A 15,492-nucleotide genomic window follows, 5' to 3' on the forward strand; every position below is an offset into this window, starting at 1 on the left:
CCCTTATCAGAAGCCCATGCTCAAGTGTTCGGCGATGGGGCCCAACGCCAGTGTCGGCAGGAAAGTCAGGCCGCCCACCAGCAAGATGGTCACGGTCAACAACGTCACGAACAGCGGGCCGTGGGTGGGGAAGCTGTTCTGGCCGATCGGCGCGGTCTTCTTCATCGCCAGGCTACCGGCCAGGGCCAGTACCGGAAGGATGTAGCCGAAGCGGCCGATCAACATGCCCAGGCCCAACATCAGGTTATGGAACGCGGTGTTGCCACTGAAACCGCCGAACGCCGAGCCGTTGTTGGCGCTGGCCGAGGTATAGGCATACAGCAACTGGCTGAACCCGTGCGGCCCTGGGTTACTGATGGCACCGGCCGGGCCGGGCAGGCTGGCGGCGATAGCGCCGAGTACCAGCACACCCACCGGCATGACCAGCAGGGTCACGACGAGCAATTGCACTTCCTTGGCCTGCAGCTTCTTGCCCAGGTATTCGGGAGTACGGCCGATCATCAGGCCGGCGAGGAAGACCGCGATCAACACGTTGAGCAACATGCCGTACATGCCCGCGCCGACGCCGCCGAAGATCACTTCGCCGACCATCATGTTGACCAGCGCCACCATCCCGCTCAGGGGATTGAGGCTGTCTTGCATGCCGTTGACCGAACCGTTGGACGCCGCCGTGGTAGTCACCGACCACAGCACGGTGCCGGTGGTGCCGAAGCGCGCTTCTTTACCCTCAAGCGGTGCGGTTTGCTCAACCGCCGGGTTGCTCAGGGTCGGGTTGGGCTGGTATTCGGCCCACAGCGAAGTCGCGCCACCAATCAGGAACAGCGCCAGCATGCAACCCAGGATCGCGCGGCTCTGGCGCAGGTCCTTGACGTAGTGACCGAAGGTGAACACCAGTGCCACGGGGATCAGGATGATCGCGGCCAATTCAAACAGGTTGGCCCAGGCAGTCGGGTCTTCGAAGGGATGGGCGGAGTTGACGCCGAAGAAACCGCCGCCGTTGGTGCCCAATTGTTTAATCGCAATCTGGCTGGCCGCAGGGCCCAGCGGAATCACTTGATCCACGCCTTGCAGGGTCACGGCGTCCACGTAATGCGCGAAGGTCTGCGGTACGCCCTGCCATACCAGGAACAGCGCAAGCACCAGGCACAAGGGCAACAAGCCATAGAGGGTGGCGCGGGTCATATCGACCCAGAAGTTACCCAAGGTCTTGGTGGACTTGCGACCGATACCGCGGCAGAGCGCGACCAGGACGGCCAGGCCGGTGGCGGCGCTGACGAAGTTCTGCACGGTCAGGCCGACCATCTGGCTGAGGTAACTCAGGGACGCTTCGCCGCTGTAGTTCTGCCAGTTGGTATTGGTCATGAAACTGACCGCGGTGTTGAAGGCCAGCGTCCACTCCTGCCCCGGCAATTTCTGCGGGTTCAGTGGGAGGTAGTCCTGGAACAGCAGGATCGCGAACAGCAACACAAAACCGGCCAGGTTGAACGCGATCAGCGCCAGCGTGTACTTCTGCCAGCTTTGCTCCTGGTGCTCGTCGACGCCCGACAGGCGATAGCAGGCTTTTTCCACCGGCGCCAGAACCGGGCTCAACCACGTGCGCTGGCCTTCCATCACCTTGTAGTAGAACCGCCCCAGGAACGGCGCCGGCACCAGCACCACGGCAAAAAAGGCGATGATCAGCCAATAGTCATAACTGTGCATAGCCCGCTCCTAGTTCCGATCCGCGCGTAACAGCGCAACCAGCAGATAAATGAACAGCGCCACGGCCAATAGCAGTGACACCGCGTCCAGAACGCTCATGGAAGTCTCTCCGTTTTACGGCGATTGCCGCGTGTGAGGCAATTGTCCGCAGGAGCGGCGTAAAGGAACGAGACCGAGGGCGTGGGTGGGGCGTAAAGACGGCGTAAAGAGTGGCTTTACAGGAGGTTTACAGGGGCTGGGAGGGCCTCTTCGCGAGCAAGCCCGCTCCCACACTTCACCGAGGTTCATCAGAAAATACGCGGTCAAGTGTGGGAGCGGGCTTGCTCGCGAAAGCGCCAGTCGAGTCTCTGCCGCACTTTGCTGGTGCAACTCCAGCGACTTTCAAACGCCAAACCGTTCCCCCGACGACAGTCGCGTGTCTTTACGACACGGTTGCGTGGGCTGGCATGGCCGCTGCAACACCTTGAATCATTCCAACCGGTTCAGGGAGCACCCCATAATGAATACACAACTCAAACCCACTTTGGGCACCTTGCACCTGTGGGGCATCGCGGTCGGCCTGGTGATTTCCGGCGAGTATTTTGGCTGGAGCTACGGCTGGGGCGTGGCAGGCACGCTGGGGTTCCTGGTGACGTCGCTGATGGTCGCGGCGATGTACACCTGCTTTATCTTCAGCTTCACCGAGCTGACGACTGCCATCCCCCATGCCGGCGGGCCGTTTGCCTACAGCCGCCGCGCCTTTGGTGAAAAAGGCGGCTTGATCGCCGGCCTCGCGACCTTGATCGAGTTTGTGTTTGCGCCCCCCGCCATCGCCTTGGCCATCGGTGCTTACCTGAATGTGCAGTTCCCCGCACTGGACCCGAAACACGCAGCCGTCGGTGCCTACATCGTGTTCATGGGCCTCAACATTCTCGGTGTGAAGCTCGCTGCCACGTTCGAACTGGTGGTGTGTGTACTCGCGGTCGCCGAATTGCTGGTCTTCATGGGCGTGGTCGCGCCGGCATTCAGCTTCAGCAACTTTGCCCTCAATGGCTGGGCCGGTGCGGATACCTTCGGCGCGCCGGCGATTGCCGGGATGTTCGCGGCGATCCCCTTCGCCATCTGGTTCTTCCTGGCTATTGAAGGTGCCGCCATGGCGGCCGAAGAGGCGAAAGATCCGAAACGCACCATCCCGAAAGCCTATATCAGCGGCATCCTGACGCTGGTAATCCTGGCCATGGGCGTGATGTTCTTTGCCGGCGGCGTGGGCGACTGGCGTGCGCTGTCGAACATCAACGACCCGCTGCCCCAAGCCATGAAGGCCGTGGTCGGTAACGGTTCGGGCTGGCTGCACATGCTGGTCTGGATCGGCCTGTTCGGGCTGGTGGCCAGTTTCCACGGCATCATCCTCGGCTACTCGCGTCAGTTCTTTGCCCTGGCGCGTGCCGGCTACTTGCCGTCCTTCCTGGCCAAACTGTCACGTTTTCAGACACCGCACCGGGCGATCATCGCCGGTGGCGTGGTCGGCATCGCCGCCATCTACAGCGATGGCCTGATCAACCTGGGCGGCATGACACTGACAGCGGCCATGATCACCATGGCGGTGTTCGGTGCCATCGTGATGTACATCATGAGCATGCTCAGCCTGTTCAAGCTGCGTAAGACCGAGCCACTGCTGGAACGTACGTTCCGCGCGCCGGGCTATCCCATCGTGCCGGGCATTGCGCTGGTGCTGGCCGTGGTATGCCTGGTGGCCATGGCCTGGTTCAATGCGCTGATCGGCTTGATCTTCCTGGGTTTCATGCTGGTGGGGTTCGTGTACTTCCAGATGACCGCACAGGACCGCGCCGACGCACCGGCGGATGCGATGTTGACCGGGCTCTGAGATATTGAGGCGGAACGGGCCTACACTGAACTACTCAGAATGCCCGTGACTCAAAGCGGTACTACTGTGGGAAAATTCTCCCACGATAGTCCGCCTCAAGGAGAGCCTTATGCCGTGGTATGCGTGGTTGATTTTAGTGGTAGCGATCGGGTCGATCGTCGGTGGGCTGCTGATGCTGCGTGACAGCGCCAACAAGGTGGAACTCACCGACGAACAACGTAAACGCGTGGCCGAACGCAACGCCCAGGCCGACGCCAAGGATGCGCAGGATCGCTAAGCCGGTTTACTCCCAGGCCGCCTTGGCAATGTGCAAACCGTGCTGCCCCCTGTAGGCAGCACGCTCAGGCTGAGTCCAGCCGTCCAATAACTCATCCTCCAATCGGTAGATTTCGACCCCCAGCGGACGGCACACCGTCAACGGGTCCTGCGCGTCCGGCCCCCACATCGGCAGCGAGAGATCTCCGCCAGGGCAAGTCGACAATGCGCACAGCAGATCGATCTCGGCGAAGAACTCCAGGTAATCGCCCTTCTGCGCCGGACAGGCCTTCATGAAGTACATATCGTCATGATTGAGCCCGGTGCACTGGAAGATATTCAGCACGTCATGCACATCGAATTCCGTCAGGCCGTGGGGCAATACCGCACGCGTGAGGTTGGAGTGGCAATGATGATGGAAGTCCTCGCCTGTCAGCATGCGGTTCACATACGGATCGCACCGCGTGCCCAGCAGATCATGCAAACGACCGCCATGTTCATCGATGCCATAGCTGGCCAGACTGTCATCGGTGATCGTTACCAAAGGTCTTAAAAATGGCAGGTTGGACCATAACCGGTCGTGGGTGCTGACATGGGCGCCTTGCAATTGTCTCGTGCGTGCCGCCCACAGACGTTCGCGCGGGTCATTGGCGTTCCACACGTTGAAGTCACCCACCTGCGGGCCCACCGGCGTAGTGACACGGAACACATGCCCGGCCGGCACCTTCCACGCCCTCCCCGTCCGAATTGGCACCTCGAACTGTTCGATCAGCGTACGCTGGCCGGCCCGGTCACGAATACGCTCATAGAACGCCGTATCGACTTGCAGCGCAGAGCCTTTGCTGACTTGGTAAGCAGCTGGGTAGTCTTTGTACATGGGGCAACCCTCCTTCAAGGGTGATCAAACAAGGCAAGGGAAAGGCGTTCGGAATCGTCCAGGTAAAGGCTCATCGCCTCCCCTGCCGCCAATTTATCTTCCTGGATCAGTAACTGGTAAATCTCGCGGTCGCGCTCCAGCCAGGGCGACTGGAAACGCTGCTCATCAGGGGCGGCACAGAACACCAACCGCAGTTGGGCAATCACCTGGGCGAAAAACTCATCGAACAACGGGCTGCGCATCAACCTGACAATCTGCTGATGGAACAGCAGGCTGTGAGTGGCCATTGCTCGCCAATCCTCACGCTCACGGGCGAGGCTGGTTGCCTCAATCGCGTTTTGCATGTGTGCGGCCTGATCAGTCGTCAGCGCGCCGCTCTGGGCAATAGCCTGCAGCTCCAGAGTGCGGCGTACGACGAACAGGTCGCGCACCTCCTCCCTTTCCAAGCGCCGGACCATCACACCTTTGTTGCGTATATAGCGCGTCAGCCCTTCCTGCCCTAGACGATGCAGCGCTTCGCGGATGGTATTGCGCGAAGCGTTGTATCCCTTGACCAGGTCACCTTCGACCAGCGCCATACCTGGCAGCAAACGCCCGCCGATGATATCGGCACGTAATTCGAGGGCGATCTGGTCAGCCAGGGACAAATTGAGAGTCATCGTTACCTCAGGATTGTTGAACAATGCCGGGAACAGAGGTAATCACTTTTCATGCCAAGGTTGTTGGGACATCCTGCCGATAAGGTTTCAGATGCAGAAAAGGCCGGTCAATGACCGGCCTCCTGGGCGCTTTTTCACATATTCAATTGATGATCAGCCTGTCGCGATTTTTCTCCAGCAACGCCTTGCCGATGCCCTTCACTTCCAACAACTCATCTACCGCCGTGAAGGGGCCGTTGCTTTCACGATAGGCGATGATCGCCTTGGCTTTGGCCGCTCCGATACCAAACAGATCGCGACGCAGGGTTTCGGCGTCAGCGGCGTTAAGGTTGACCTTGGCGGATTGCTCGACCTGGACCTTCTGCGCCGCAACGGCGGCCGGAGCTTCCGGCTTGGCGGATGGAGCCGCGATGGTAGCGACTGAGAAGCTGGTGAGGAAGGCGAAGATAAGGGAAGAGATGTACGCGTTTTGCATTGGTGACGCTCCATGACATCGGTAAGAGAAAAGCAGCTTTTCCGAAGCTGCTTTTCTAACTTAGGTGATGTTAGGAGAGAGTCAAAAGTGAGTGAGTAACAGGGTGTTAGCTCAGGGCTCGAGGCGACGCTGCTGGTAGATCCAGTCGACAATTTCGCCGTCGGGAGAGTAGCCGCTGACGGTGTCGCGCAGTAACTGGCGGACTCGGGTGTAATCGTCCTCATCCACGGCGGCAAGCAGCTCGCTCAGCTTCCCTTTGAGTACGTCCCAAGCGAGATGGTCTTCGTTGGCGCTCATGATCATCGGGTGCTGGGTGGCGACCACGTTGTCACCGATCAGCAACTCTTCGTAAAGTTTTTCACCAGGCCGCAAGCCGGAAAACTCGATGGCTATATCGCCGTGCGGGTTCTTGTCTGAGCGAACACTCAGGCCAGACAGGTGAATCATCTTCTCCGCGAGCTCGACGATTTTTACCGGTTCCCCCATGTCCAGCACAAATACATCACCACCAAGGCCCATAGAGCCTGCCTGAATCACCAACTGCGCGGCCTCAGGGATAGTCATGAAGTAACGGGTGATCTTGGGGTGGGTCACCGTGAGCGGGCCACCCGACTTGATCTGCTTGTGGAAGAGCGGAATCACCGAACCCGAAGAACCCAGCACATTGCCAAAGCGCACCATGGTGAAACGAGTTTTATTGACCCGCGAGACATTGGATTTGTCACCGAACAGTACGGGTGCCAATTCGCGACTCAGGGCTTGCAAAGTCAACTCAGCCAAGCGTTTGGTACTGCCCATGACATTGGTAGGACGAACTGCCTTGTCCGTCGAGATCAGAACAAAGTTCTCCACTCCCGCCTGCAATGCAGCCTGGGCGGTATTCAATGTGCCGATCACATTGTTCAACACCCCCTCGGCGATGTTGTGTTCAACCATGGGCACATGCTTGTAGGCGGCGGCATGATAGACCGTATCGACGTGCCAGGTTTTCATCACATCAAGCAGTTTAGACTGATTGCGCACAGAGCCCAGGATCGGCAACAGCTTCACCGGGAGCGACTCACGGGTGATTCGCTGCTCCAGTTCCGAAAGGATGCTGTAGAGGTTGAATTCGCTGTGTTCGAACAGCAGCAATGTAGTCGGTCGCAAAGCCAGGATTTGTCGGCATAGCTCGGATCCGATCGACCCACCCGCGCCGGTCACAAGGACACTTTTTCCTTTAATGCAGCGCTCCAGCAATTCGCCTTGTGCAGGCACCGCGTCACGCCCTAACAGGTCGGCAATGTCGACTTCCTGGATGTCATCCACCTTTACACGGCCGCTGGCGAGGTCCATGAAACCTGGAACGCTTCGTACGTGGAGAGGAAAGCCTTCGAGGAACCCCAGGATTTCGCGACGGCGTCCACGGTTCGATGAAGGGATTGCGAGCAGGATTTCTTGAGCGCCAGTGGCGTCGATCATTCGCTGGATGTGCTTTGGCTTATAGACTTGCAGCCCGGAGATAACGCGATCAGTAATACTGACGTCATCGTCGATAAAGGCGACTGGACGCATCACTCTGCCCATACGCAAAGCAGCAACCAATTGGTTCCCCGCAGCACCAGCACCATAGATGGCAACACGCGACAGGCCATCGTCACGACTGGTGAACGGGACATGCTGTGACGCGGCAAACCAGTCACCCAGAAAATACTGACGCATTGCCAGGCGCAGGCCACCAACCATAATGAGGCTCAACCACCAATAGTTGAAAATTATGGAACGTGGAACCACGTTCTGGTGGTTGCTGTACCAGTAGACGACCACACCGAGAATCAGTGACGACAGGCTGACCGCTTTAATAATCGCGATAAGTGCATCGTTACCGAAGTAACGCATCACCGCTCGATACATACCGAAGCGTACGAACAGAGGGATTCCGACAATAGGAGCGGCAATGAACAGCCAGAGGTGCACACGAACCGGATTAACCAGTTCGTCAACGCCCAGGCGTACGACGAACGCGAGCCACAAGGCTAACCAAACCAAAAATACATCAGTACCAATCTGAATCAGTCGTTTTTTTCGTCTAGGTAGCGCGACCAAATACGCCCGTAACTTATCCATAGCCTCTTCAAACACCTCTATACACTCCAATGCCTTGTGCTCGCAGCGCCAAATATGGAGTCGTCATAACGTCCAGTCTGGCTGCAGATACTACTTATTTGCCAACACTCGGCTTCTCAAGCTCGCCAGCATGAAATTTTATCGCCAGAGCAACCAGCGGTAGATAGCCGAGAACCAGCCCCCAGGCGCCATCCAAACCGTATAAAACAACACCCATGGATATGGGCAAAAGCCAGAATACATTGATGGCCGCCACTGCCAAAGTCACAGGCAGATGTTTGCCGAATTTACGCGAAGCAAATTGGTAAGCATGGCTGCGATGAGCTTCGTAAACCTTATCACCGCGCAATAAGCGCCGTACCAAAGTGAAGGTTGCATCGACCACAAATACCCCCAGCAATATCAACCAGGCCCAGAAGAATGACGATTGAGTCCACGCAGCCTGGATGGAGAAGCAGGCTAAGATGACACCCAAAAATCCACTTCCGGCATCACCCATGAATATTTTTGCGGGTGGGAAATTCCAGAGTAGAAACGCTCCCACCGCAGCAGCCAATAGCAAGGGCAACCAGATCATATCCTGATGTCCGCTCATCGTATAAAGCAAGCAGGCTCCCAGACATGCGCACATTGCCTCAACACTGGCGATACCATCGATTCCGTCCATGAAATTATAGAGGTTGAGCATCCACACCATATACACAGCAGCCAGTACGCTACCGACTATACCGAGCTCCAGAGTCCATCCAAAAACGCTCAGCGGAGCGAGCCCGTTGAGCCAGAACAACGCCCAAATGGCTGCGGAAAAATGGCCAACCAAACGCCAACGAGCAGCGATATGGCCGTGATCGTCCATGAAGCCCAGCACTGCAACCAGGGCTCCGGCCCCCCCTACTGCAACCAACGAGTCCGTAGATACCAGCCCAAGCCATGCCAGCAGCGGAATAACAGCAAGGAAGGCAAGCACAATCGCTACCCCACCGCCTCGAGGCGTGGGTACCGAGTGCGAGCTGCGCGCATTCGGGATATCAATGATGCTTCGCGAAAGCGCGTATCGACGGATGACAGCGGTCATCACAAATGAGACCAACGCAACAGCAGGAACAATCCACCAGTAACTCATTTCTTTTCATTTTCCATGAAATCCGACGCAGTGACCTTCAACGCCTCATTTACCGACAGTGGAGGCATCCATCCCAAGACGGAACGTGTCTTGGCGATATCGACCTGCAATGAACCACACAAGCGCTGTGACAAACTACGCTTACCCAGCATGTTCGCCCCTACGCTTAACAGTACAGCGGGCACAGGAAGAAGACGCGCCGGCTTACCCAACGCAGATGCCATTTTGCGCAGTAATGTGGTGGTTGATAAATCTTCACCATCACTGACCATGAACGTCTGATTAGCCGCAGCCGGGTGACTGACGCAAGTGATGATCAAATCGACCAGGTTGTCCAAGGCAACCAGACTGCGGGCGTTATGAATAGCGCCAAAAGGCAATGGCACACCTTTATGCAGCCAACGCATCATGCTGCGAAAGTTAGCTTTCACACCTGGCCCATAGACCAGTACGGGGCGAATAATCACGACCTCCATTCCAGTGGTCGAGGCCAACTGACGCAACCCCTGCTCAGCTTCCATCTTCGAAACACCGTAAGGGTCTGACGGATTACCCGCTTGGTCGGCTGTAAAAGGTGCACCCGGTGCAGTGCTTTCGCCATTGACCTTGATCGAACTGAGAAACACAAACCGCCTTACGCCCGCTGCAGCAGCCTGACGTGCAAGGTTTAGAGTACCTTCCACATTCGCACGACGAAAAGCCTCCAGCGGGTCAGCTTCCTGGTCGTTCATGACATGTACGCGAGCCGCGCAATGCACCACGGTATCAATACCATTGAGTTCGGATGAAAAGCTCGCGGTCGAAAGATCGTCGAACCGGACGACCTGCTCTGCTTCAGGGCAAGTAAAATTCGCCCCTCTTACAGCTACAGTGACTCGAATATCAGTGCGAGCGGCTAAAACTCGAACCAACCGACCACCAACAAATCCCGATGCTCCAGTCACAAATATCTGCACACAAAGCTCCTTGCTTATGACTTCGACCAAACGGTGCGGTTAATGTAATCGGTATAACTGTGCACGATTCGCACGACTTTCTTGGACACGGCGCCGCCGAGGTAATCATCGACCACCGCAATATTGCGCTCGCCGCGTACATGTTGTGATGTCACCACACGAACAGCGTTGAGAACGCGCTCGGTTTTCAAACCACACATGATCAGCGTACCCTCGTCCATACCTTCCGGACGCTCATGGGCGTTACGGATCGTGACGGCCGGCAGATTCAGAAGAGAAGCTTCTTCAGTGATTGTGCCGCTGTCAGAAAGAATGCAGTAAGCGCCCATCTGCAACTTGATGTAGTCCAGCAAGCCGAACGGCTTGACGAAACGAATCAATGGATGATCAAGCGACTCACCCAACGCCTCGAGACGCTTGCGCGTACGTGGATGCGTAGACACGATCACCGGGTATTGATATTGGTCAGCCAAAGCCTTCAGGGAACCCAGCAAGTCGCGAAGGTTCTCTGGGGTATCAACGTTTTCCTCACGGTGCGTGCTGACAATGAAATAACGCCCCGTTTCCAGCCCTTCTCGCGCCAACACGTCCGAGGCTTCGATCTTAGGCATGTAATGATTCAAGACTTCTTCCATGTGGGAACCCGTCTTGATAATGGTTTCCGGGCGTACGCCTTCATCAAGCAGGTACCGACGAGCGTGCTCGGTCAGCACCATGTTGATATCGCTCAAGTGATCCAATACCTTGCGGTTCAGTTCCTCGGGCACGCGCTGGTCAAAGCAACGATTACCGGCTTCCATGTGAAACACTGGAATCTTTCTACGCTTGGCGGCGATAACCGCCAAACAGGTGTTGGTATCACCGTAAAGTAACAGAGCGTCCGGCTTTTCCTTCTCAAAAAGCTCATCGGACTTCTCAATGACCTGTGCGATGGTCTGGGCAGCGGTCTCACCGACGGCGCCTAGAAAATAGTCCGGTTTGCGAATCTCCAGGTCATCAAAAAATACCTGATTGAGCTCAAAATCATAGTTTTGACCAGAGTGGACCAAAATATGATTAGTCTGCTTATCCAACTCTGCAATCACTCGGCTCATCTTGATGAGTTCCGGGCGAGTTCCTACCAGGGTCATAACCTTAAGCATTGAGTTGCTCCTGAATGAAGTCCAGCTTGAGCAACAGCTTTTTAACACCTTCCACGTCGAGACGTTCGGTGTTGTGGGAGGTATAGTCGTCCAATTCGGAGATCTCGGTTTCGCCTTCAACGAAATACTTCTCGTAGTTGAGGTCGCGATTATCCGCCGGGATACGATAGTAACGGCCCATATCTTCAGCTTTGGCCATTTCTTCACGAGAAATCAAAGACTCATACAGTTTCTCGCCGTGGCGAGTGCCGATGACTTTAATTGAGTTCAAGCGGTTGAAGAGTTCTTTCAATGCCTGAGCCAGAACTTCTACCGTGGAAGCCGGGGCTTTCTGAACGAAAATATCACCTTGCTCAGCGTGCTCGAATGCATGCAGCACCAAATCGACCGAGTCTTCCAGGGACATCAGGAAACGCGTCATATTAGGGTCGGTAACGGTCAGTTCACCGCCCTGCTTGAGCTGATTGATGAACAATGGAATGACAGAACCACGGGACGCCATAACGTTACCGTAGCGTGTGGAGCAAATGACCGGGCCGGCCTTCGGAATCATGCGGGACTTGGCGACTACCAACTTCTCCGCCATCGCCTTGGAAATGCCCATTGCGTTGATTGGGTAAACCGCTTTGTCGGTGCTCAAGACCACAACACGTTCCACATTATTGGCAATCGCCGCGTTCAGAACGTTCTCGGTACCCAGCACGTTGGTTTTGACGGCCTCCATCGGGTAGAACTCGCACGAGGGAACCTGCTTGAGTGCGGCGGCATGGAAAATGTAATTCACCCCAACCATAGCTTGGGAAATACTGTTGTAATCACGTACGTCGCCGATATAAAACTTTACCTTGTCATTACCGAGCGCAATGCGCATGTCTTCTTGTTTTTTTTCGTCACGGCTAAATACGCGAATTTCTTTTACGTTCGTATCAAGAAAACGCTTCAAAACCGTATTACCGAAAGAGCCAGTACCACCGGTAATCATTAAAACTTTATTATCAAACATCAAAAAACTCCTAAATTATCGCTGAGCGCGCATAAACTTAATAAGATCCGGCCAGGCCGGTGGCACATAACCGACTGCTTCACGAAAACGTGTCGAATCCAGAGAGCGGTCAATAACCAATTGTTCATCAGCTACGATGTCAATATTCTTCTCATAGACTTTGGCGATTTCATTCAGCAAGGTGAACTTGTCAATAGGTGCAACGGACACATGGTAAAGCCCGAACAATTCCTTGTGAGGCAACACAAAATCAACAATGATGCGCGCCAGCTCTGCGGTGGGTACGCCGGAGAAAATCGCTTTCGTGAAGCCTTTCACTGCCCCTTCCTGAGATAGGAACCAATCAACCAGAGAGGAGCAACTGGCCAGCTCGTGACCAATAATAGAGGTTCGCAAAGTAATCGCATGCTCTTCATCATGCAGCTCACCGATAAACTTAGATTTGCCATACAAGTCTTCCGCATCGGACAGATCCGACTCAACATACATGCCTTTGGCACCGGTAAATACGCAATCGGTACTAATATGAACGAGACGAGCCCCCGTCAACTTGCATAGCTTTGACAATCGATGCGGCAACATCGAATTCAATGGCAACGTTGACAGCGGGTCTTTGGCTTGAGCCAACTGCTTGATCAGGCCTACACAGTTTATGACAACGTCCGGGCGATTTTTCTCGAACACACCGACTAATGACTCATAATCAAGAACATCTATATCAGAATAGAAGTGATCTCTATGCTTCTCTTCAAAGTGCTTCGCCCCTCCTTTTCCACGCATAGTGCCGAACACACTATGTTCGGTGTGATTGGCAATGTACTTGAATACAGCACTCCCTAACATCCCCGTCACGCCAAGCACTAATATCTTCATCATTAATCTCTAAGAGTTCGCACGTTCTTTAATAATTTGGACCAACCGACGGCACTGGTTCTTCATCTCGTAATTATTACAGAAAAAACTAAAGCCTGCCGCCCCATAAGCGGCTCTTTTTTCCGGAGCTGCCGCATGCAGCATCTCTATATTCCTGGCCAGCGCGGCAGCGTCCTCAGCCGGCGAACAAAGCCCTGCTCCCGCCTGAGCGACGACTCTAGCGCCTTCACCATCCAACGCAGCCAGAATAGGCTTACCGGCCGCCATATACGCCTGGACCTTGCTGGGTATAGTCAAAGTGAATATTTCGTCGCGCTTGAGCGTGACCAGCAATGCTTCGCTCTTGGAAAACAACTCGGGCATCAATGACGATGGTAGCCGCCCCACCAGCTCCAGATTGTCCAAGTGATGTTGGCGTTTCTGCTCACGCATCCACTCAAGCCGACTGCCACTACCCACCACGACTATTTTGCAATCCAAATGGCCTAAAGCTTTGGCAGCATCAATAATGGTTTCCAAAGACTGAGCGAAGCCCAGGTTACCAGCGAAAACCACACAGAAATTGGATGATAATAATTGGTTGATTTCAAGCGGTAGTCGGTCCGTCGCTTCCACATCGACCGATGGAACACGGTAAGAATTGGGGTAGTAAACAATCTTGTCTTTAGCGGCATACTTTGATGCCGAGGAGACGAAGGCTTCGGACTGAACCAGGATGGTATCAGTCTGCGCATAAATAAAACGTACAAGAAGCCCCACGATCTTGAGCAAGAAAGGATTTTTAATGAATCCAGTGGCCTTAAGGGTTTCCGGCCATAGGTCTTGCACCCACACCATCAAGTGGGCGCCACTGGATCGCTTCAGGACAATCGCTGGAATGGCCGCAGTAATGGGTGAAACGGCGAATACTATGATTGCATCAAACTGCTTGCCGGCATTTTTTTTGGGGAAGAACCTGATCCCATTGGTCACGAACGACAGATAATTGAGCACCAAGTTCTTGGCGCCTCCGGCCTTTCTTGGCCTCAACGGGGCCCGATGAACCTTTATCGAATCCCTATACAGATGCTCACTGCACGCATTTTGATCATAACCTTCGTAGGTTTCACCCTCCGGATAGTTCGGCTGCCCCGTGAAAACTTCCACGTCATGACCTAACGCCGCCAACTCCTCGACAATATCATTGATAATAAAGCTCTCAGGATAAAAATACTGAGTCACAATCGCAATATTCAAAGACATATCAATTCACACTATCAAATCTGGATTTCAGCCCACGCGGGCCCTGTACGACCACCGACTTAAAAAACGAAAACATTGCAACCCAACGATTCATTTTCATATCAAATGACGGCTTACGACTTGACAGCTCAACAAACTTATCCGACGTTTCGACGATATCAAATGATTTTGCCTTTACGCGATGTTGGTTAGAGACTTCCAAGTACTGCTCTGGATTTAGAGCCTGCAACATGGCAATAGTATCTAGAATGCCCACCCGTACAGTTGTAGCCGTCGCTTCATTGTACGAGTAGCCAGAAACATCCGAAAACAATCCGCAGGTCAATGGCTCCTCTATGGATTCAATGCCCACTACAGAAGGAATACCGGCGGCCGACGCTTCAATGATTGTTGTGCCTGAGCCAACGAAACAAAAAGCGCCCTCGAGGATAGAGGGAAGCTCTGCATACTCCACCTCCCCTTTGAAATGCACATATTTACCGACACCACACGCCTGCGCCAAAGACTCAAGAGCCGCTCGCTCAGGGCCATCACCATAAATAAAGTACTCAAAATCGGCCTGTTTGCGCAGCTCGGCCAGCTGTGAAATCACATGTTTGTTATAGACCTTAAAATCAACCAGACGGCCTACTGAAACAATCCGCAGAGAAGACTGCAGCGGACGTCGATTGGCATAGCTCTCAAAGGAAATACCCAGTGGCAGAATATCTAAATTGCTCACTTCGACATTGGCAAATGCAGACGCCATCTCAGCGGTCCTTTCGTTCGGAAACAGCGTCAACTCCACATTGCGATCATAGAGCTCTAGCATCTTCCTTCTGAAATAGATATCTCGCCCACGCCACCAGCAAATTTCTTTGGAATGGTAAATACCAATACTTAATGCTGTAAAACGAAGACGTGACTTATTAAGAAAAACATATGCCAACGTTAAAATATCTACCACATGCACAATGTCGTAATGGGCCCGATCTTTTTTTGCAGGAATAAGTGCGTTAATCCAACTTGATGCCGAAAAGAAAGGCACGTGTTCCACGACATTGACGGTCGCGTAGCGAGATAGTTCCTCGAACAGACCGGCGTCACTCTTGTTTGAGAGCAGCGTCACGGTGACCTTATGTCCCGCCAGACTGAGATACTTCGCCAGCCGGACAACGTAGGTCTCAACCCCACCAATGGCCAACCCGCCCATCACAAACAGAATGTTCTTCATAAA

At 54.4% G+C, this 15,492-nt stretch carries 15 protein-coding genes; 2 read left to right on the forward strand and 13 right to left on the reverse strand.

Annotated elements, in window-relative coordinates; genetic code table 11:
• Window positions 1-6: 6 nt before the first annotated feature.
• Both kdpA and kdpF read right to left on the reverse strand, forming a co-directional pair.
• Entirely contained in the window at window positions 7-1,701 is a 1,695-nt protein-coding gene (gene kdpA / locus MJP36_RS22010; RefSeq protein WP_104995878.1) for a potassium-transporting ATPase subunit KdpA, read from the reverse strand.
• Between the two features lie 9 nt (window positions 1,702-1,710).
• Window positions 1,711-1,800 carry a K(+)-transporting ATPase subunit F gene (gene kdpF, locus MJP36_RS22015; protein WP_057703805.1) on the reverse strand — a complete coding sequence of 30 codons (90 nt, stop codon included), beginning with the start codon at window positions 1,798-1,800 and terminating at the stop codon, window positions 1,711-1,713.
• 400 nt (window positions 1,801-2,200) lie between these two features.
• Between kdpF and eat the strand changes: the two genes are divergently transcribed.
• Window positions 2,201-3,565 carry an ethanolamine permease gene (gene eat / locus MJP36_RS22020; RefSeq protein ID WP_060753228.1) on the forward strand — a complete coding sequence of 455 codons (1,365 nt, stop codon included), beginning with the start codon at window positions 2,201-2,203 and terminating at the stop codon, window positions 3,563-3,565.
• A 109-nt stretch (window positions 3,566-3,674) separates the two neighbouring features.
• The gene (locus tag MJP36_RS22025; RefSeq protein ID WP_008437727.1) at window positions 3,675-3,842 is read left to right on the forward strand and encodes a DUF2897 family protein; all 168 of its coding nucleotides are present in this window, start codon (window positions 3,675-3,677) and stop codon (window positions 3,840-3,842) included.
• Window positions 3,843-3,848: 6 nt separating this feature from the next.
• On the opposite strand, the gene MJP36_RS22030 is transcribed toward MJP36_RS22025, so the two are convergent.
• From MJP36_RS22030 to MJP36_RS22080, 11 genes are all read right to left on the reverse strand, one after another.
• Entirely contained in the window at window positions 3,849-4,697 is an 849-nt protein-coding gene (locus tag MJP36_RS22030) for an urea carboxylase-associated family protein (protein ID WP_161548817.1), read from the reverse strand.
• A gap of 14 nt (window positions 4,698-4,711) precedes the next feature.
• Window positions 4,712-5,356, reverse strand: coding sequence for a GntR family transcriptional regulator (locus tag MJP36_RS22035; RefSeq protein WP_244384000.1), 645 nt, complete (start codon window positions 5,354-5,356; stop codon window positions 4,712-4,714).
• A 142-nt stretch (window positions 5,357-5,498) separates the two neighbouring features.
• Window positions 5,499-5,831: a ComEA family DNA-binding protein gene (locus tag MJP36_RS22040; RefSeq protein ID WP_060753225.1), complete on the reverse strand. Its 333-nt coding sequence runs from the start codon at window positions 5,829-5,831 to the stop codon at window positions 5,499-5,501.
• A 111-nt stretch (window positions 5,832-5,942) separates the two neighbouring features.
• The gene (locus MJP36_RS22045; protein WP_104995876.1) at window positions 5,943-7,937 is read right to left on the reverse strand and encodes a polysaccharide biosynthesis protein; all 1,995 of its coding nucleotides are present in this window, start codon (window positions 7,935-7,937) and stop codon (window positions 5,943-5,945) included.
• Window positions 7,938-8,031: 94 nt separating this feature from the next.
• The gene (locus MJP36_RS22050; RefSeq protein WP_104995875.1) at window positions 8,032-9,060 is read right to left on the reverse strand and encodes an MraY family glycosyltransferase; all 1,029 of its coding nucleotides are present in this window, start codon (window positions 9,058-9,060) and stop codon (window positions 8,032-8,034) included.
• Complete coding sequence (locus MJP36_RS22055) at window positions 9,057-10,016, reverse strand: UDP-glucose 4-epimerase family protein (RefSeq protein ID WP_104995874.1); 960 nt, start codon at window positions 10,014-10,016, stop codon at window positions 9,057-9,059. Before MJP36_RS22055 ends, MJP36_RS22050 begins: the two co-directional genes overlap by 4 nt.
• 14 nt (window positions 10,017-10,030) lie before the next feature.
• Window positions 10,031-11,158 carry a non-hydrolyzing UDP-N-acetylglucosamine 2-epimerase gene (wecB, locus tag MJP36_RS22060; protein WP_161548814.1) on the reverse strand — a complete coding sequence of 376 codons (1,128 nt, stop codon included), beginning with the start codon at window positions 11,156-11,158 and terminating at the stop codon, window positions 10,031-10,033.
• Entirely contained in the window at window positions 11,151-12,161 is a 1,011-nt protein-coding gene (locus MJP36_RS22065; protein ID WP_104995872.1) for a nucleoside-diphosphate sugar epimerase/dehydratase, read from the reverse strand. Before MJP36_RS22065 ends, wecB begins: the two co-directional genes overlap by 8 nt.
• 15 nt (window positions 12,162-12,176) lie before the next feature.
• Entirely contained in the window at window positions 12,177-13,034 is an 858-nt protein-coding gene (locus MJP36_RS22070) for a dTDP-4-dehydrorhamnose reductase family protein (protein ID WP_244384001.1), read from the reverse strand.
• Between the two features lie 9 nt (window positions 13,035-13,043).
• Window positions 13,044-14,276 (reverse strand): glycosyltransferase family 4 protein, encoded by a 1,233-nt coding sequence (locus tag MJP36_RS22075; RefSeq protein WP_178126868.1) that lies wholly within the window; start codon window positions 14,274-14,276, stop codon window positions 13,044-13,046.
• Between the two features lies 1 nt (window position 14,277).
• Window positions 14,278-15,489, reverse strand: a complete 1,212-nt coding sequence (locus MJP36_RS22080) for a glycosyltransferase family 4 protein (protein ID WP_244384002.1) — start codon at window positions 15,487-15,489, stop codon at window positions 14,278-14,280.
• Between the last annotated feature and the right edge of the window lie 3 nt (window positions 15,490-15,492).

This window comes from Pseudomonas palleroniana (assembly GCF_022836895.1).
Lineage (GTDB): Bacteria > Pseudomonadota > Gammaproteobacteria > Pseudomonadales > Pseudomonadaceae > Aquipseudomonas > Aquipseudomonas palleroniana.